A 16,948-nucleotide genomic window follows, 5' to 3' on the forward strand; every position below is an offset into this window, starting at 1 on the left:
TACATGACCTTGGATCGCTTGAGCTTCTTAATAACAGCTATCCCCTGTCCGTGGTGTGATTTGATTAAGGACTCATTCAGTGTATTCATATCACCATTTTAGCCAATTAGCCCAACACTTAAATTAATTGGGCGAGTCGTTTGGGTTACCAAATCTTTGAATAAAGCCCATTGTCCTTTGATAGCCAACATCCAAGCTACAGACGTATTTCTTCCTGGATGTCCGTCATGGGTGAGGACTGCATTAAGATAGGATGTACCAATATAATTGATAACGATTTTTGAGCCATTCCAACAACGCGGGACGTTTAAGAGAATCAGCACAACAAATAGAATATAAGAAACTCTTGCGATTAACTAAAGTTGCTTTGCTGCTGCTTTGGGTAAATAAATAGTCAACCACATCAACATGACCATGCAAAACTGCTATGTCTATGGCACTACGATGTTGATCTAGAGGGAGTTGATTTGGGTCGATAACTCTTTCTCCAATAAGTTTCTTGATCACCGCCAAGTTACCTTCTTCTATTGCTTTACGAAATATCACCTCATTTGTCATTTTCTTTTAAAATTTAGAACCAATAATTGTACGCAAAAACAAAATATAGGCACTCTGATAATAAATTATTCTCATTATAGCCAGTTTGATATGTCCTATTTTGTTTAAAATATAGATGGGCAACTAAGCTCCTGCAGCAAGCCACGGAACGTAGGTTATTAAAAGTTCCTCAGCAAACCTGGAGTTCCAAAATTTGCGCTGTGATGCAAAAGACAAATTCAATAGTAAGGCACATTAAACTGATAATAATATATATATACATTTGAAGAGGTTACGTGAAAAGATCCCGTATTACGCTATGTTAATACGGGCTACGCTCATATAAACCGGAAACATCATTTCGGTGAATTACTTACGCGTAAGGAATACATCTAAAACAAAAAATGCCGCGCCTACACAAATTGCACTATCCGCAATATTAAAGGTTGCAAAATGATGGTGTTGGTAATAAACATCAATGAAGTCAATCACATAGCCATAAAATGCACGGTCAATTAAATTACCAATCGCCCCCCCTAAAATAAGGCTAATTCCTGCGGATAACAAGCGTGCCTGATTGGGGATACGATAAAGCCAAACAATAAGAACAGCGCTCATGATTAAACTAAAGCCGGCAAAAAACCACCGATGCCAATCACCTGCTCCATTTAAGAAGCTAAATGCCGCACCGGTGTTAAATGCTAAAGTGAAATTGAGCATAGGAAAGACTGGCAAAGGTTTATATGGGATTAAAGAAACGCCCGCCCAGTATTTACTTGCCTGGTCACAAACAATAACTAAAATACTTAGCACAAACCAATGCCATTTCTTCATATAAATTGCCTCACTTCATCTTGACCGCTAATGTTACCAACACAGCGTAAACAGAGTTCAGGATGCTGAGCATCTTGACCTACATCAGGTCGTCTATGCCAGCAACGCGCGCACTTCTCATGAGTACTTGCTGCTACGTGAATAGCCACACCATATTCGGTAGTCGCTAATCCAGCTGGAGCAGAAGCCATGGGATGTACTGTCGCACCTGAAGTAATTAATAAAAAGCGCAATTCTTCGCCTAAACGAGTTAATTTAGGGAACATATTACTGTCTGCATACAATGACACTTCCGCAGCCAGAGCCGAACCAATCTCTGCTTTTTTCCGTGTTTCCTCAAGTGCCTTATTTACTTCATCACGAATTAAATGCAATTCATCCCATTCAGCCATATTGACCGCATCAATCACAGGCCAATCCTTATACCAAAGTTCGGTGAAGATTGTTTGCTCCGTATAGCCTGGAATATAACGTGCAATTTCTTCAGCCGTAAACGACAAAATAGGCGCTAACCACAGCGTAAACGCTCTAATGATGTGGTACATCGCAGTTTGGCAAGAACGTCGTGCTTTGCTTTGTTTCCCCGTGGTATATTGCCTGTCTTTAATTAGATCCAAATAAAAACTACCCATATCTACAGCACAGAAATTATGAATTTTCTGATAAATTACATGGAATTGATAGCTTTCATATGCGGCAATAATTTCCTCTTGCAGGAGCTGGCAACGCTTGATTGCCCACTTATCTAATTCCAAAAGCTCATCAGCTTGCACTGCTTCTGCTGGCGCAAAGTCAAATAAGTTAGCCAATAAGAAGCGCGCTGTATTTCGAATTCTTCGGTAAGCATCTGCGTTACGTTTAATAATTTCATCGGAAATACTTACCTCATGCCGGTAATCCGTTGATGCCACCCATAAACGTAAAATATCAGCACCATGCTGATTCACCATTTGATCCAATGCTACATAATTTCCCTTGGATTTAGACAACTTTCTGCCTTCGGCATCCACGGTATAGCCATGGGTTAATACCATTTTATAAGGGGCGACGCCATACATAGCTACCGAAGTAGTTAGTGACGAATTAAACCAGCCGCGATGTTGGTCTGAGCCTTCAAAATAAATATCTGCAGGAAATGCTAACTCATTATTTTGTTTTAAGACACAGAAATGCGTGACGCCAGAATCCAACCACACGTCCATGGTGTCATTGATTTTATCGTACAATGGCGCATCATCACCAAGCAATTCCGCCTTATCCATCTCAAACCAGGCATCAATTCCTGATTCTTCAATACGTAATGCGACCTGTTCAATAAACTCCAAAGTTTTTGGATGCAATTCACGCGTTGTACTGTGTACAAATAAAGGCATCGGTGTACCCCAGGCCCTTTGCCTTGATATACACCAATCGGGTCTATTTTCAACCATATTGCTAATCCGTGCCTTACCCCAATCAGGAACCCAGGTCACCTTATCAATTTCTTTGCTAATGTTTGGTCTTAAGTGATTTTTGTCCATTGAAATAAACCACTGCGGTGTCGCCAGGAAAATCATTGGCGATTTATGACGCCAGCAATGTGGGTAACTGTGACGAATCGTATCTCGAGCTAACAACGCACCATTTGCAACTAAGGCTTCAAGAATAGGCTCATTCGCTTTTAATACATGAAGTCCAGCAAATAAGTCCACATCTTCTGCAAAGCAGCCATTCGCTTTGACCGGATTAATTAAAGGCAGATTATAAGCTTGACCAATCACATAATCGTCTGGTCCATGTGCGGGTGCTGTATGTACGCTACCTGTACCTGAATCCGTAGTAACATGCTCTCCTAATACCACAGGAACAGTACGATTATAAAAGGGATGCTTTAATTTTAAATGCTCAAATACCTTCCCTTTAGCAGAGCCTTTAATCGTATATTCGTCAATGCCATAGCGTATCATCGCCGCTTCAACTAAATCGGTGGCTAAGATTAGATAAAAAACCCCGGCATCAACTAAAGAATAATCAATCTCAGGATGCAAACACACCGCCTCATTAGCGGGTAAAGTCCAAGGAGTCGTTGTCCAAATCGGGACGCTTAATTTTTTAGCCTCACCAAGCACATGAAAAGGCGCAATAAACTCTTCTGGATTTATCGCTGTAAATGCCACATCAATTGAAAGAGAAGTTTTTTCTTCATAATCGACCTCAGCTTCAGCTAATGCCGAACCGCAATCGATACACCAATGAACGGGCTTAAAGCCTTGTTGCAAATGACCATTTTGAATCATTAACCCCAAAGCACGAACAATATTGGCTTCATAGCGAAAATCCATAGTAACATAAGGATTATACCAGTCACCAAAGACACCCAGGCGCTGAAACTCGTCACGTTGAATATCAATTTGGCTACCGGCGTATTCACGGCATTTAGCGCGGAATTCCCTTGCGGTAACTTTATCACCCACACGGCCGATTTTTTTCTCTACATTCAATTCAATTGGCAAGCCATGGCAGTCCCAGCCAGGAACAAAAGGCGCATCATAGCCACTAAATGATTTCGATTTAATAATGATGTCCTTAAGAATTTTGTTTAATGCATGTCCGCAGTGCAAATGGCCATTTGCATAAGGAGGGCCATCATGCAAAATAAATTTTTTGCCACCGGCACGTGCTTTACGAATTTGTTCGTATACTTTTTTTGCCTGCCAATCAGCCAAAGATTCTGGCTCACGGGTTGCCAGACTTGCCTTCATTGGAAATGAAGTATTCGGAAGGTTTAGTGTATCTTTATATTCTGCCATAACTGCCCACCACTCTGCGAAGTCGTTAAATTGTTGACGAATGCTTTCGCCACCGCAATATCATCATAAATTTGCGCGATCAAGGCATCCACTGCAGTGAATTTAACCTCATCACGCAACTTGTGCAAGAAAAATACTTGCACTAACTCACCATAAATTGACTGATCAAAATCAAATAAATGAACTTCCAAAATATTTTTGCTACCGTCTACTGTAGGACGTTTTCCTATGTTGGCCACACCATAGACAAGCTGTTGTGAGGCAATAAGGGCCTTAATAACAAAAACACCCTGTAAAGGTACTGATAAACGATGCAGTCCCAAATTCGCCGTGGGAATTCCCCACTGACGTCCTCGTTTATCACCATGCATCACACGCCCACAAATACTATAAGGTCTTCCCAAATACTTGGCTGCGGTTTTCAGATTGCCCTCTTGTAAAGCGGTTCTGATTTTTGTAGAACTAATGCGTTCGTCACTAATACAAAAATCGGAGTACACTTGCACCTCACAAGCATATTCTGAACGGAGACTTTTAAGCAAGTTCACATCACCTTCTCTGTTTTTTCCAAAACGAAAATCTTCACCAACAACCAGATGCTTTACATTTAACATAGAAAATAAATAATGATGAGCAAAATCAGTTGCTGTCGTTTGAGCAACAAGATCGTCAAATTTAATACAATAAATATAGTCAATCTGACACTCACGTAACACAGCCAATTTTTCTCTTAAACTAGAAAGCCTGGCAGGTGCTTTATCTTTTTGAAAATATTCCCGCGGTTGTGGTTCAAATAAAATTAAAACCAAGGGAAGTTTCAGCGCGTCAGCTTTATTCCTTAAAACTTTAATCAGATTTTGATGACCTAAGTGAACTCCATCAAAATTACCAATGGTAGCTACTACGCCTTTATCAAAAACAGAAAAATGTTGAATACCACGCAACAATTTCATTGAATAATTCGATCAGTAAATTAAAACAAAATAGTATACTTGTTTTCTGCTCTCTTGAGAAATGATAACTGGGGGAGCTGCAGGGCCCACTGCCATTAAGTTCCTGCAAGGCTCGCAAGTAATGGAGTCCCTATCAGCATTATCAATGGAGGTTTTTGATTCCTGAATGACATTGGGTTCTCTACATGTGAAAAATAGTTTAAAACTTCCTGCATTTTGCAGGCTCCTTTTTTAGTAAGAGCTAAATATCCCTCTTTTTCACTGATTCTTAAACTATTATTTTTTCATGCGTAGGCCCTAGTATCACCTAAGATCCTTACTGTAATGTGCATGTAGATATATTATTCTCTTTGGTTTTAAGCACCGTATCTAATTGATTACGAACCGCTTGCCAAAAAGATAAGGCATCTTCTGATGACTCTATTTTATGGCAAGAAATAATTATCGCCTGCTTATGCGTTAAATTTACACTCTCTTGTAAGGAAATATTGTATTAACAAACAAAAAAACAGACTCTACGTCCCGCTGCTTGTCCGCGGGACGTAGAATTAGGGGGCAATGCCAAATAAAAAGCCTTAAGTAAGCCCATTAGTCAGTTTGCCAAACCTACACCAATGTTATATAAGGTAATTTCTTATTTCTTAGCATGCTTCTCATCGACTATGGAGCGCACAATCAAAACGTCACACTGCGCATTATGCAAGATTGAATTTGCAGTAGAACCTAATAATAAAGAGAGGCCATGTTTCCCATGACTTCCAGTAACAATTAAATCAATATTACGTTCCTCAGCAACCCTTAATATTTCATTCTTGGTAGAACCAAATTCGATAAATCGGTGTTTCACATCAACGTCTAATTTTTCGGCAAGTTCATTAAGTTCTTTTTCAGCCTGCTCACGGATGGACATTTCTACTTCCGCAAAGCCTGCAAAACCAGGATATGCATAAGCAGGAATAGGTTCAACTACATGAACTAAGATCAAATCAGCCCCATTCTCATCAGCAATTTTCTTTGCCTTATGGGCTGCCAACACGCCTACCTCATCAAAGTCGGTCGCAAACAATACCCTCTTATACATCGTTTTCTCCTTAAAATACTGATGCCTATATAAAGACTAGCAGATTTAAAATTAATTGCATCACCAGAGAAAGTTGTTTACAACAGAACCAGTTCATAGTGCTAAAAACATGGCTCGACTAAATTTAATCAGAAGCTTATGACGCTCGTTACTCTAAATTTTTTTCCCGTAACTTAATCTGTCCCTCTGCTTTGGCAATTGCCTTGCGGATAGCCTGGGCTTCATCGGATTGTGATGGTGCTAATTTAAGTAATTGTTGCCAATAGCTAATTGCATCTTCATAGGCATGGCTTACATAGGCATCCATAGCCAACATAGCTAAAGCATCAGGTTGATTGGAATTATTTTTTAATAATATATTGAAAATTTCCTTAATTTGCTCTGTAAACTGGCGATTATTCAATTGCCATAAGCTATGCGCATAATTTACTGCATATTGTTCTTCATTGGGATTAAATTGGTACGCCTTAGCAAAAGCATCAACTGCTCTTTGTTTTTCATCTTGCCCTGCATACAAACGCCCAAGAAGATACCAACCTTTGGCACTCTCTGGAGAGTCATCCAATTTAGCACGCAATTTATCAATTAGCTCTTGTGGATTCTTAATTGCTTTAAGCATTGCCTCAGCTTGTTTTTGTTTTTCCTGATGTTGGATGTATTCTTGCCACTTGCCAAAACCACCCCAATAGTAATACCCAGTGAATGCCATGCTAAAAATAACTGGCACAAGAAGTAAGCTGGCAATTAAATGACGCCTTAACGGATAAACTATTAAAATACTTGCGACAAAGGTTATCCCAATTAGTACACTTAGCAACCACCACTCATTCATAAGAAACTCATTTACTCTTGTTAACGTACTAGGTGCTTGCTTTAGCTATTAAGCACCATTCTTTTATATGGATCTTTTAGATTTTAGTGAAGATCCTTCTGTCTCAACGCGCGCCCTGCTTAACCCCAAAACACGTTCGCCAAAAAATGACAAAGCCTAATAACAAAAATAAAGCCGGTCCAAACCACAGCAAATAGGTTACAGCCTTCACCGGAGGCTTAAATAAAATAAAATCCCCGTAGCGAGCAGTAAGATAATCACTGATTTCACTATCACTCTTTCCCTCTTTCACCAGCAGATAGACTTGATTACGTAAATCTTTAGCAAGATCCGCGTTGGAATCAGCCAAGTCTTGATTTTGGCAGACTAAACAACGTAAATCTTTTAAAAGATGATTAAATTGAGCTTCTTTTTGAGCAGAATCCAAAGGATAAATGCTGTTTGCTAAAGCCGGGGCAATGCCAAGCATAAACAACAAACTAAAACAAATAAAACGTACACGCTTCATGCCGTCTGCTCCAATTGTTCCATTAAGGGCTTAATTTCTTTTTGCCACAATTCTTGATTCATAATCCCTGCATGTCGGTAACGAATTATTCCTTTTTTATCAACAACAAAAGTCTCAGGCGCCCCATAGACCCCCAAATCAATAGCGACTTTTCCATCACGGTCCTGAGCGACTAGCTTATAAGGATTACCCCATTGCGCTAACCACTGCAAGGCATCTTCGGCTCTATCTTTATAATTCAAACCGTAAATAGGCACTCCTTCACGCGCTAACTGCAACATAAACACTTGCTCATCAGTACACGCTGCACACCAACTTGCCCAAACATTTAATAAAACAACCTGCTCACGAATTTGCTCAGAACGAAAAAATAAATCAGGATGTTGCAGTTGTGGTAAAGTAAAATCAGGTAATGATTTACCCAGCTGAACCGAAGGCAAATCACGAGGGTTTAAAGACAAACCACGCCACAGAAAAATGCTCAACAATACAAAGAGGATAATAGGGATCATACGCCAGCCTATTTTTCTCATGCCTTTGACTCACCCGCTACCCGTTTTTTCTGATAATATCTTCTATCCGTTAGCGCCAAAAAACCTCCTGCCAAAATCATAAAGCCACCAGCCCAAATCCAACGCACAAAGGGCTTGTAATAAAGGCGCACAGACCAAGAATCATTAGATAAAGGCTCACCTAAAGCCACATAAATGTCACGAAATGGTGTGACATCGATTGCTGATTCAGTCATCGCCATTTGGCCAATAGTGTAAAGCCTCTTTTCAGGATAAATCACTTTTGTTTGATCCTGATGACTGATTTTAAATTGTGCCTGGGTTCCCTTATAATTCGGCCCAACCAAGGGTTTTTGATTAACAAACTCAATGGAATAACCTTCCAAATCTATTTTGCTCCCTGGCTCCATTTGCACATCATCTTGCACACCATAAGTAGTAGATACCGCAATACCAATTACTGTAGCAGCAACACCAAAATGAGCTAAAACCATCCCCCAATAGGATTGACCTACGTGAATTAAACCACCGCGGTCTTTAGCTCGCTTAGCGACAGCCCGAGTCGTACTTAAAATAATCCAGGTCGCTAAAATTAATCCTATAAGTGCGGAGGCAGCAAATTCATGGTGAGTCAGTAACAGTAAAGCAACTGGCAAGACAATGCTCAGTAAAGCAACACGTGAAAGATTCTTAAAGAGAACGCGCCAATTGTCGTTATTCCATTTTAAATGAATACCCAGCCCCATTAAGAGCAACATAGGAATCATTAAAGGCACAAATACAGCATTAAAATAAGGAGCACCTACAGATAATTTACCTAATCCCAAGCCTTCAACCAGTAATGGATAAACGGTCCCCATTAGCACGGTAAGCATGATCACGACCAAGAAAACATTGTTTAATAATAGAGCACTTTCTCTTGAAACAGGGCTCGGGCTGGTTGTCGTTTGTAAGGTTTGTGCTCTAAAAAGAAATAACAACAATGAACCACCAATGACCAACAATAAAAATCCTAAAATATACAAACCGCGTTGTGGGTCTACGGCAAAAGCATGTACTGAAGTTAAGACACCAGAGCGCACTAAAAACGTGCCAATTAAACTCAAAGAAAAAGCAGCAATAGCCAATAACATAGTCCAGGCTTTAAATTGTTGACGCTGTTCCGTAACGGCTAAGGAATGCAATAAGGCAGTACCCACAACCCAAGGCATAAACGAAGCATTTTCCACCGGATCCCAAAACCACCAGCCCCCCCAGCCTAGTTCTCGATAAGCCCACCAGCTCCCGAGCGTAATTCCGGCGGTGAGACAACACCAGGCAGCCAAAGTCCACGGTCTCGTCCATTTAGACCAACTGGTTTCCACTTTACCTGCCCACAAAGCCGCAATCGCAAAGGCAAATGCAACAGAAAAACCAACATAGCCCATATACAACATCGGAGGATGAAATAAAAAGCCAGGGTCTTGTAACAACGGATTCAAATCACGACCGGGTGTATTTAAAATTTGAAACTGACGTAGAAAAGGGTTTGAAGTAGTTAATAAAAACAAAATAAAACCAATACTTAACCAGCCAAGCACTACTAAAACACGGGTACGCATTTCTTTATCCAAACCAGAACTAAAAAAAGCAACCATCAGCGTCCAAAAACTTAAAATCGCAACCCACAGCAACATCGAACCTTCATGTCCCCCCCAAACAGCACAAAGCTTATAAAACCAGGGTAAGGCAAGGCTCGAGTTACTCATTACATAAATAACAGAGAAATCATCTTTTAAAAAACAAACAGTGAGCAAAATATAAGTAAGCGCAATAAAGAAAAATTGAGCTACCACATAGGTTTTCGCAGAATCCATCCAATCACGGCGCTTTAATTGCAATCCCAATAACGGAATTAAAGCAAGTGCAACAGACGCAATTAACGCCAAAATCAATGCAAAGAGTCCTAATTCAGCAATCATGAATCCACCTTTTTAGCCAAAGCGGCCTTAACTTCCGGAGGCATGTAATTGGCATCATGTTTTGCCAAAACCCGAGTGGCTTGAAAACGTTGATTATCCAGCAACCGTCCTTCGACCACCACCCCCTGCCCTTCACGAAACAAATCAGGAAGAATACCGGTGTGTAAAACCGTCACTGTTTTCGTAAAATCAGTAACTTTAAATTCAACATCTAAACCTTTGGATGCACGAATAAAAGAACCCTTTTCAACCATACCGCCAATGCGGATGGCATGTTGTAATGGCGCCTGCCCTTCAGCTACCTGTGTTGGGGTATAAAATAAACTAATATTTTGTCTTAACGCATACAAAACCAGCCCTGCAGCAATGGATAAGACCGCCAAAGCGGATAATAAGATCAGTATTTTGCGTTTGCGCGCTGGATTCATCATATTATCGTTATCGCTTAAACCATTGTTGCTAATTTTGACGGGTCTGTTTCTTTTTTCCATTTCATCCCTAAAAGGTTCATCACGAAAACAACACCGACTAAGCCATAAGCTGGCCAGACATAGATGGAATAACCGCCCATCGCGAACCATTCAACAAATTGATTCATTTAAATTCCTCATCAAATTGAATCTTCACCCAAGCTTGCCTTTTTTCCCTAAGCAGCAATTCTTGACGAGCTTTCTCTAAAATAACCCATAAACAATATAAACAGAATCCAATAATGGTCAGCAATAAGGGGTATAACATGCTGCCATCAATCTTTGGTTTTGCTAGTATGGATAAAGTAGAACCTTGGTGTAAGGTATTCCACCAATAAACGGAATAGTGGATAATCGGTAAATCAATAAGCCCTACTAAAGTTAAAATCGCAATAATCTTATCACCATCTTCTTTATTTTTTACTGCCTGATGCGTGGCTAAAATCGCAGCATACAACAATAACAGAATTAATTCTGACGTTAAACGCGCATCCCACACCCACCAAGCCCCCCACATCGGCTTACCCCAAATACTGCCAGTCACTAAAGCAAGAAAAGCCATACATGCGCCCAATTGCGCCACTTGGCTGATTAATAGACCCGCAATTTTAATCCGCCAGACCAAAAGTAAAACAGAGAGAAATCCCATCCAGCCATAAAGAGCCATCGATAAAAACGCACTAGGAACATGCACATAGATAATCCGAAAGGCATCACCCTGTTGATAATCAGGTGGTGTAAATGCTAAGCCCCAAATTACACCAATGAGCAGAGTGAGCAAGGCACTTATTGCTATCCCTGGAATAAAACGTCCGGCAAAGGAATAAAAAGATTTAGGTGAGGCCAGTTGATATAATAATTTCCACATAGGAATAATTGCGATCAAAAAAGATGGATTTTATCATGTATCAGTTCTTTCGCAAACTAGAATAGTTGATTTGCCAGGAATAAGCACTTATTTAAAAATAAAACTTCTTCTCTCTAAGAAGCAATAAACTTTAAGTAAGTGCCATTAAGTGTAAAAAACCGACGTATTTATTCTCTAATCTGTATGACTTATACGAATTACTCCAGCAATAGCAAAGGGCAAAAAAGAAATAGAAATCAAAGAAATAGCCGATAACAAAGCCAAATAACCACGAACAGGTAAATCTTGCATCGCAATATTAATTGTTCCACTACCAAAGATAAGCAATGGCAATGTCAGTGGCAGTAAAATCAAGGCCATTAACACCCCGCGTTGATTAATTCCCACGCCAAAAGCAGCAACCAAAGCGCAGAGAAATAATAAGGCAGGCGAACCACACAGAACGGTAAGTGCTAAAACCCATACTTCCCATGCACTTAATGAAAATAACAAGGCCACTAAAGGGCATAAAATAAGCAGAGGGAGCAAATTAAATAACCAATGCGCAATCACTTTAGCACTGACTAACACAGGCAACGATTGCCCTGAAACTAGCCACTGCTCCATTACTCCTTGCTCATAATCCTGCTGAAACAAACGTTCTGCTGAAAGCAACATCGATAACAGTATGGCCATCCACACTAATCCTGGCGCGATGGTTCGCAGTAATGCAACTTCGGGTTTTAATGTCAGTGGAAACATAAACAGAAAAATTAATAAAAAAAGAGACGAATTGATTAAGAAACGAATTTGCCGCACTTGAATTAATAGTTCACGACGACATTGTTTGGTAAATAACGAAAATACTGTGGTCACAAACAGTACTCCAGATAATCCGAAGGATTTAATGGTAATTTTTGATGAGAGGTGAGTAAAACCGCCCCCCCCTGCGTTCGGTGCCTATTGATTTTATTCATGATGAGTTCTAGAGCCTTATCATCCAAAGCAACCAAAGGTTCATCAAGTAACCATAATTGAGCATCCGACATCCATAAACGTAATAAACCAACTTGCCTTCTTTGTCCTGCAGATAATAACCCAGAGGGTGAATCCAGATGACGCTCTAGTTTGAAAATTGCAATGAGTTCCTCTATCGACATTCCATTATATTGAAGGTCAAAAAAACAATTCTCTCTTAATGTTAAACTAGGATTAATTCCCGTTTTGTGTCCTACAAAACAGAGTTGACGCTGATAAGCGGCAAGATCCTGATGTATATTTTGTCTAAAAAAAAGGATATCCCCTTCTGCTGGGCGATACAAACCAGCAATTAACTTAAGTAGCGTCGTTTTTCCGGCGCCATTTGCCCCGCGCAGATGCAATAAACCTCCGGCTGGTAAATGAAAAGTCACCTTGTTTAATAAAGGTTGTTCCTGATAATCAAAATTAAGGTTAAGCACATCAAGCATGGATAAATCATTCACATTAGGTGGGTTAGGATTAGCTACTGTCTTGGCGAAATGGTACTAGAACTAAAAAACAAAACAAGTTTTTTTAGTTCTAGTAATCCTAGGACGGTTAACATTTCGCTAGCCTGAGGCAAAAAAAATTGATTATTGAGCACCAAAGCACTGTAAATCAACCTTTTCGGCCTGGATAGCGCTAATGTTAGCCGCTCCTAGGAAATTCCTAACTTTATTGACTTTTCTGTACTAATATCTTGTTTACGCTCATTTACCATATGCTCAAAGGCACGCAAGGAAGAGGTTGGGCGATGAAATCTTAGGCTGATAAATCCTTGGCCTGTAGTCAGTACATCATATTCTACTTTTTTTTGAAATTCCGTGACCAGGTCGTCAACTTCTTGGTGTGTTTTAGCATCCATAAGCTGCATTTTAAAATCTAAAAGAATTTGACTCTTTAGATGATCGCCTTTAAATTTTTGTAAATGTTCTGGCAATCCTGCGAACTTAGTTCCAGATACCTTATATGCGTGAAACCTGCCGCCAGCCTCATTATATATTGCATGACGATAATGATACGCTACATTCCTTTGCGCTACATCCTCTTTTGAATACAACTCAATAATCGGTTTCAAAATAACATCTTTCAGATTTTTAATATCATCCGTTCCTGAAAACTCCTTCTGCATGCGATTACGCGCTTGAAATTCCTCATATTTTGCTGATCCTGCAGATTCTATTGATTCCAGTGATTCCGGCTTTAAAAAAAATATTGCTGCTGATTGAGGAAACTGCGCTAGTTCATAAGCTAAAAAAGCTTTCTCTAACCCCTCATTACGCATAAAGGTATTGCGTCCAGCATCCGGCGCTAAATTTATCATCCGGGCGGTCAATTGATGAAGAGTTGCTAACGTCAATCTGGGGGCAATTGCTAAAACAAAATCATTTATTGCATCTGATTTCCGGTGATTTTTATCGGTAATCGGTTGATTAATATCAACAAAACCCTTTGATTTTGGAAAGGACTTTAAATCCATTAAGGTTTTCAATTCCCGATCGCTAATTGTTCCGTTAATTAGTTTTTCTCCATAACGTTTCATTAATGTATTAGTTTGTTTTAGAAGCATTTTATTCTCTTATTCATGAACTATTTGCTTAATTATAGCGCAAAAAACATGTTTACTCTTGCACACACCAGTATTGAGCGCCATAATCACTTTTTATTTATTTAAAAGGTCAAGAATGGAATTTTTAAGTCAATATGGTTTGTTTTTCTTAAAGTCGTTAACCGTGGTTATTGCTTTTTTAGTAATTTTCGCAGGTTTTTTTGCGTTGAGCCGCAAGCCTAAACCTAAATTAGAGATCACATCATTAAATGAGCATTATGAACATTTGCATTCGTTAATGAATAAAGAAATTCTTGGCCAAAAAACACCTAAAAAGAAAAAAAATAAAAACGCCAAACAACCTACATTGTACGTCCTTGATTTTCACGGTGATATCAAAGCCTCGCAAGTAGAACAACTTCGGGATGAAATCACGGCTATTCTATGTACAGCCAAACCTGAAGATGAAGTTTTAGTACGCTTAGATAGCCCAGGAGGCATTGTTAATAGTTATGGTTTGGCGGCATCACAACTACAGCGTATTCGCGATAAAAACATTCCATTAACCGTGAGCATCGATAAAATTGCAGCCAGCGGCGGGTATTTAATGGCCTGTGTAGCTAATCGGATTATTGCAGCTCCTTTTGCGATTATTGGCTCCATAGGCGTGGTCGCCCAAATTCCTAATCTTCATCGTTGGCTTAAAAAACATGACGTTGATATCGAATTATTAACGGCAGGTGAATATAAGCGCACCTTAACGCTTTTAGGTGAAAATACCGAAAAAGGGAGGAAAAAATTTCAGGAAGATTTAGAAAAAATTCATACCGCATTTAGAAATTACATTGCCACAAACCGTGATCAGCTTGATATGGATAAAATTGCTACGGGTGAACATTGGTTAGCAAAAGATGCCTTGGAACTGAATCTTGTCGATAAGCTGTCTACCAGCGATGAATACCTCTTAGATAAAGTATCAACATACAAAGCCTTTAAATTAACCATTCCACCTAAAACATCATTGGCAAATAAATTACTCAAGCCAGCGCTGCGATTCATGCATCCTTGGGGTTAGCCAATCACAGCCCGGATTTAGGCAGCAGCTATAATTCGGGAACGCTATTCGTTCCTACAGCCAGATTACCCTGCCAGCAAAATAAAAAGTAATGGTGTATAATATATATATATATTACCCAATGGAGTGAATGAGCAATGAGCGACATGAAATCTAAACTACCTGACTTTAAAGAACTGGCTTCAATGACAGGCAAATTATATAACGATATAAAAACGAGTGTGGGGCAAATTATTCAGGATTATAAAGATATTAGAGCTCAATCTGGCGTAGATGGGGACACTTCCGAAGAAGTAAAACCCGAGGCGTCTAAACCCGCTAAGGAATCAAAAACCGAAGAAAATCAAAAGTAATAGCGCATTTAAGATTTTAGCAATAACTCCTGGGAGAATATCCAAATCTTGATGAACAGTCGGGTTTGAAAACAGTAAGATGTGCCAAATACGACTGTTCAGAGGATAGGGCCGCCCTGCTACAGATTTTAAGAACATAGCCTGGATGAAGGCAAGGCGCAGTAATCCAGGCTATCTATATTCCAAAGAATATATTACTAGGCCTCCGCTCGTTCAGGGCGAGTAAGTCCATACTTACGCATTTTTTCAACTAACGTTGTACGTCTCATATTTAGATAGCTAGCAGCACGTGCAACAACCCAATCGAATTCATTTAATGCCTGGCTAATCAAAGCTAATTCCGTTTTCACGAGATGCTCTTTTAAATCGATCCCCTTTAGTGATGCTGACAGCGATTCTTGCTTAATAACTTGCCATAAAGCCTCACGCTCTGATAGTTCCACCATACACGAAGATTTATAGTCACCGCGAATACGCAGTGGTAAATCATCCTTATTGACAATACCATTAGGATAAAGAACGATTAGACGCTCCACTAAATTAGCTAATTCACGAATATTACCAGGCCAATTGTATTGTATTAAAGTATTCATAGCATCGGGCATCAAACGAACTATAGGACGACTCTCACGTTCCATTCGAGAAATTAATTCATTAAATAAAAGTGGAACATCTTCTCCTCTTGTCCGTAATGGGGGCATTTCGATGGGAAATACGTTAAGCCGATAAAATAGGTCTTCTCTAAACTGCCCCTCTTCAATGGCAGCTTCCAAATTTCTATGAGTCGCAGCAATAATGCGTACATTCACGCCAATACTTTTATTAGAGCCTACACGCTCAAAGCACCGCTCTTGTAATACACGCAACAACTTAACTTGCATGGCTAATGGCATATCCCCGATTTCATCTAAAAATAAAGTACCACCGTTCGCCAATTCAAATCGCCCTTGTCTCGAAGTTACCGCCCCTGTAAAAGCACCTTTTTCATGACCAAATAGCTCACTTTCTAATAGTTCAACAGGAATGGCACCACAATTAATCGGTATAAATGGCTTGTTTGCACGTGATGAAAGCGCATGGATATTACGTGCAGCGACTTCTTTGCCCGTTCCTGATTCACCTAAAATTAAAACACTAGCTTCAGTATTCGCTACTTGCTCTATAAGCTTACGAATATGAGCAATAGCATCACTATTCCCCACCAGGCTGCGAAACACAGGGATTTGTTGAGCACTTGTCAGAATCGATTTTATTGTGTCGCGGGTAATGTGGCATTGATGCAATGCATCCAATATTTGGGCATAGCTAAAGGGAAAGGGCAAACAGGTAACTACATTCCTATCCATACGCTGTTCGCTATTTAATTGTTTGCCAATGACGATTATTGGCACATTGATAAACTGTTTTACCAACAAATCCAACTCATTTAATGTATCTTCAACTGTCTCACATGCGCCAAGAAGAATAACACCGGGTATTGTATTAGCAAGCCTACTCCATGCACCAAACTTAACGACTTCGGTCAATTCACCGATAAACTCAAGTACCGTACTTAATTGATCACTTCGCCTTGCATTATTATCAATGATAAAAACCTTGTCCTTACTACTCATAAAACTATCCTTAA

Annotated in this window: 18 protein-coding genes; 2 read left to right on the forward strand and 16 right to left on the reverse strand. The window is 39.7% G+C overall.

From position 1 onward, the window contains the following. Positions 1-243 precede the first annotated feature (243 nt). The 15 genes from LDG_RS06610 to LDG_RS18440 form a co-directional block, all read right to left on the reverse strand. Positions 244-546, reverse strand: coding sequence for an ankyrin repeat domain-containing protein (locus LDG_RS06610; protein ID WP_233491428.1), 303 nt, complete (start codon positions 544-546; stop codon positions 244-246). 360 nt (positions 547-906) lie between these two features. Continuing rightward, entirely contained in the window at positions 907-1,371 is a 465-nt protein-coding gene (gene lspA / locus LDG_RS06615) for a signal peptidase II (protein WP_006870449.1), read from the reverse strand. After that, positions 1,368-4,160, reverse strand: a complete 2,793-nt coding sequence (gene ileS, locus LDG_RS06620; protein ID WP_006870450.1) for an isoleucine--tRNA ligase — start codon at positions 4,158-4,160, stop codon at positions 1,368-1,370. Before ileS ends, lspA begins: the two co-directional genes overlap by 4 nt. Continuing rightward, complete coding sequence (gene ribF / locus LDG_RS06625) at positions 4,136-5,113, reverse strand: bifunctional riboflavin kinase/FAD synthetase (protein ID WP_040534758.1); 978 nt, start codon at positions 5,111-5,113, stop codon at positions 4,136-4,138. The genes ileS and ribF overlap by 25 nt, the downstream gene beginning before the upstream one ends. Before the next feature lie 634 nt (positions 5,114-5,747). Next, the gene (locus tag LDG_RS06630) at positions 5,748-6,194 is read right to left on the reverse strand and encodes a universal stress protein (RefSeq protein WP_006870452.1); all 447 of its coding nucleotides are present in this window, start codon (positions 6,192-6,194) and stop codon (positions 5,748-5,750) included. Positions 6,195-6,342: 148 nt separating this feature from the next. Then, on the reverse strand, positions 6,343-7,026 hold the full coding sequence (locus tag LDG_RS06635) for a tetratricopeptide repeat protein (protein WP_006870453.1): 684 nt from the start codon (positions 7,024-7,026) through the stop codon (positions 6,343-6,345). A gap of 103 nt (positions 7,027-7,129) precedes the next feature. After that, entirely contained in the window at positions 7,130-7,534 is a 405-nt protein-coding gene (locus LDG_RS06640; protein WP_006870454.1) for a cytochrome c-type biogenesis protein, read from the reverse strand. After that, positions 7,531-8,067 carry a DsbE family thiol:disulfide interchange protein gene (locus tag LDG_RS06645; RefSeq protein ID WP_006870455.1) on the reverse strand — a complete coding sequence of 179 codons (537 nt, stop codon included), beginning with the start codon at positions 8,065-8,067 and terminating at the stop codon, positions 7,531-7,533. The genes LDG_RS06640 and LDG_RS06645 overlap by 4 nt, the downstream gene beginning before the upstream one ends. Next, the gene (locus LDG_RS06650) at positions 8,064-10,007 is read right to left on the reverse strand and encodes a heme lyase CcmF/NrfE family subunit (RefSeq protein WP_006870456.1); all 1,944 of its coding nucleotides are present in this window, start codon (positions 10,005-10,007) and stop codon (positions 8,064-8,066) included. Before LDG_RS06650 ends, LDG_RS06645 begins: the two co-directional genes overlap by 4 nt. After that, positions 10,004-10,435 carry a cytochrome c maturation protein CcmE gene (gene ccmE, locus LDG_RS06655; RefSeq protein ID WP_006870457.1) on the reverse strand — a complete coding sequence of 144 codons (432 nt, stop codon included), beginning with the start codon at positions 10,433-10,435 and terminating at the stop codon, positions 10,004-10,006. The genes LDG_RS06650 and ccmE overlap by 4 nt, the downstream gene beginning before the upstream one ends. 17 nt (positions 10,436-10,452) lie before the next feature. After that, entirely contained in the window at positions 10,453-10,605 is a 153-nt protein-coding gene (gene ccmD, locus LDG_RS06660) for a heme exporter protein CcmD (protein WP_006870458.1), read from the reverse strand. Then, the gene (gene ccmC / locus LDG_RS06665) at positions 10,602-11,345 is read right to left on the reverse strand and encodes a heme ABC transporter permease CcmC (protein ID WP_040534760.1); all 744 of its coding nucleotides are present in this window, start codon (positions 11,343-11,345) and stop codon (positions 10,602-10,604) included. The genes ccmD and ccmC overlap by 4 nt, the downstream gene beginning before the upstream one ends. A gap of 174 nt (positions 11,346-11,519) precedes the next feature. Continuing rightward, complete coding sequence (gene ccmB / locus LDG_RS06670) at positions 11,520-12,200, reverse strand: heme exporter protein CcmB (RefSeq protein ID WP_040534762.1); 681 nt, start codon at positions 12,198-12,200, stop codon at positions 11,520-11,522. Beyond that, positions 12,197-12,793 (reverse strand): heme ABC exporter ATP-binding protein CcmA, encoded by a 597-nt coding sequence (ccmA, locus tag LDG_RS06675; RefSeq protein ID WP_006870462.1) that lies wholly within the window; start codon positions 12,791-12,793, stop codon positions 12,197-12,199. The genes ccmB and ccmA overlap by 4 nt, the downstream gene beginning before the upstream one ends. 209 nt (positions 12,794-13,002) lie before the next feature. Next, the gene (locus LDG_RS18440) at positions 13,003-13,914 is read right to left on the reverse strand and encodes a hypothetical protein (protein WP_006870464.1); all 912 of its coding nucleotides are present in this window, start codon (positions 13,912-13,914) and stop codon (positions 13,003-13,005) included. A 115-nt stretch (positions 13,915-14,029) separates the two neighbouring features. Between LDG_RS18440 and sohB the strand changes: the two genes are divergently transcribed. Together sohB and LDG_RS06690 are read left to right on the forward strand one after the other, a co-directional pair. Beyond that, positions 14,030-14,968 (forward strand): protease SohB, encoded by a 939-nt coding sequence (gene sohB, locus LDG_RS06685; protein ID WP_006870465.1) that lies wholly within the window; start codon positions 14,030-14,032, stop codon positions 14,966-14,968. Positions 14,969-15,114: 146 nt separating this feature from the next. Then, complete coding sequence (locus LDG_RS06690; RefSeq protein WP_233491429.1) at positions 15,115-15,321, forward strand: hypothetical protein; 207 nt, start codon at positions 15,115-15,117, stop codon at positions 15,319-15,321. Positions 15,322-15,518: 197 nt separating this feature from the next. On the opposite strand, the gene LDG_RS06695 is transcribed toward LDG_RS06690, so the two are convergent. Then, on the reverse strand, positions 15,519-16,934 hold the full coding sequence (locus LDG_RS06695; RefSeq protein WP_006870467.1) for a sigma-54 dependent transcriptional regulator: 1,416 nt from the start codon (positions 16,932-16,934) through the stop codon (positions 15,519-15,521). Between the last annotated feature and the right edge of the window lie 14 nt (positions 16,935-16,948).

Origin of the sequence: Legionella drancourtii LLAP12 (genome assembly GCF_000162755.2) — a bacterium.
Classification (GTDB): domain Bacteria; phylum Pseudomonadota; class Gammaproteobacteria; order Legionellales; family Legionellaceae; genus Legionella; species Legionella drancourtii.

What these genes read in the sequence shown, in the direction of transcription:
- LDG_RS18440 (WP_006870464.1), bottom strand. Translation starts at nt 13,914, where the DNA reads ATGCTTCTAAAACAAACTAATACATTAATGAAACGTTATGGAGAAAAA.
- ribF (WP_040534758.1), bottom strand. Translation starts at nt 5,113, where the DNA reads ATGAAATTGTTGCGTGGTATTCAACATTTTTCTGTTTTTGATAAAGGC.
- ccmC (WP_040534760.1), bottom strand. Translation starts at nt 11,345, where the DNA reads ATGTGGAAATTATTATATCAACTGGCCTCACCTAAATCTTTTTATTCC.
- LDG_RS06690 (WP_233491429.1), top strand. Translation starts at nt 15,115, where the DNA reads ATGAAATCTAAACTACCTGACTTTAAAGAACTGGCTTCAATGACAGGC.
- LDG_RS06635 (WP_006870453.1), bottom strand. Translation starts at nt 7,026, where the DNA reads ATGAATGAGTGGTGGTTGCTAAGTGTACTAATTGGGATAACCTTTGTC.
- LDG_RS06695 (WP_006870467.1), bottom strand. Translation starts at nt 16,934, where the DNA reads ATGAGTAGTAAGGACAAGGTTTTTATCATTGATAATAATGCAAGGCGA.
- ccmA (WP_006870462.1), bottom strand. Translation starts at nt 12,793, where the DNA reads ATGCTTGATGTGCTTAACCTTAATTTTGATTATCAGGAACAACCTTTA.
- LDG_RS06650 (WP_006870456.1), bottom strand. Translation starts at nt 10,007, where the DNA reads ATGATTGCTGAATTAGGACTCTTTGCATTGATTTTGGCGTTAATTGCG.
- LDG_RS06645 (WP_006870455.1), bottom strand. Translation starts at nt 8,067, where the DNA reads ATGAGAAAAATAGGCTGGCGTATGATCCCTATTATCCTCTTTGTATTG.
- LDG_RS06630 (WP_006870452.1), bottom strand. Translation starts at nt 6,194, where the DNA reads ATGTATAAGAGGGTATTGTTTGCGACCGACTTTGATGAGGTAGGCGTG.
- LDG_RS06640 (WP_006870454.1), bottom strand. Translation starts at nt 7,534, where the DNA reads ATGAAGCGTGTACGTTTTATTTGTTTTAGTTTGTTGTTTATGCTTGGC.
- sohB (WP_006870465.1), top strand. Translation starts at nt 14,030, where the DNA reads ATGGAATTTTTAAGTCAATATGGTTTGTTTTTCTTAAAGTCGTTAACC.
- ileS (WP_006870450.1), bottom strand. Translation starts at nt 4,160, where the DNA reads ATGGCAGAATATAAAGATACACTAAACCTTCCGAATACTTCATTTCCA.
- ccmE (WP_006870457.1), bottom strand. Translation starts at nt 10,435, where the DNA reads ATGAATCCAGCGCGCAAACGCAAAATACTGATCTTATTATCCGCTTTG.
- ccmD (WP_006870458.1), bottom strand. Translation starts at nt 10,605, where the DNA reads ATGAATCAATTTGTTGAATGGTTCGCGATGGGCGGTTATTCCATCTAT.
- lspA (WP_006870449.1), bottom strand. Translation starts at nt 1,371, where the DNA reads ATGAAGAAATGGCATTGGTTTGTGCTAAGTATTTTAGTTATTGTTTGT.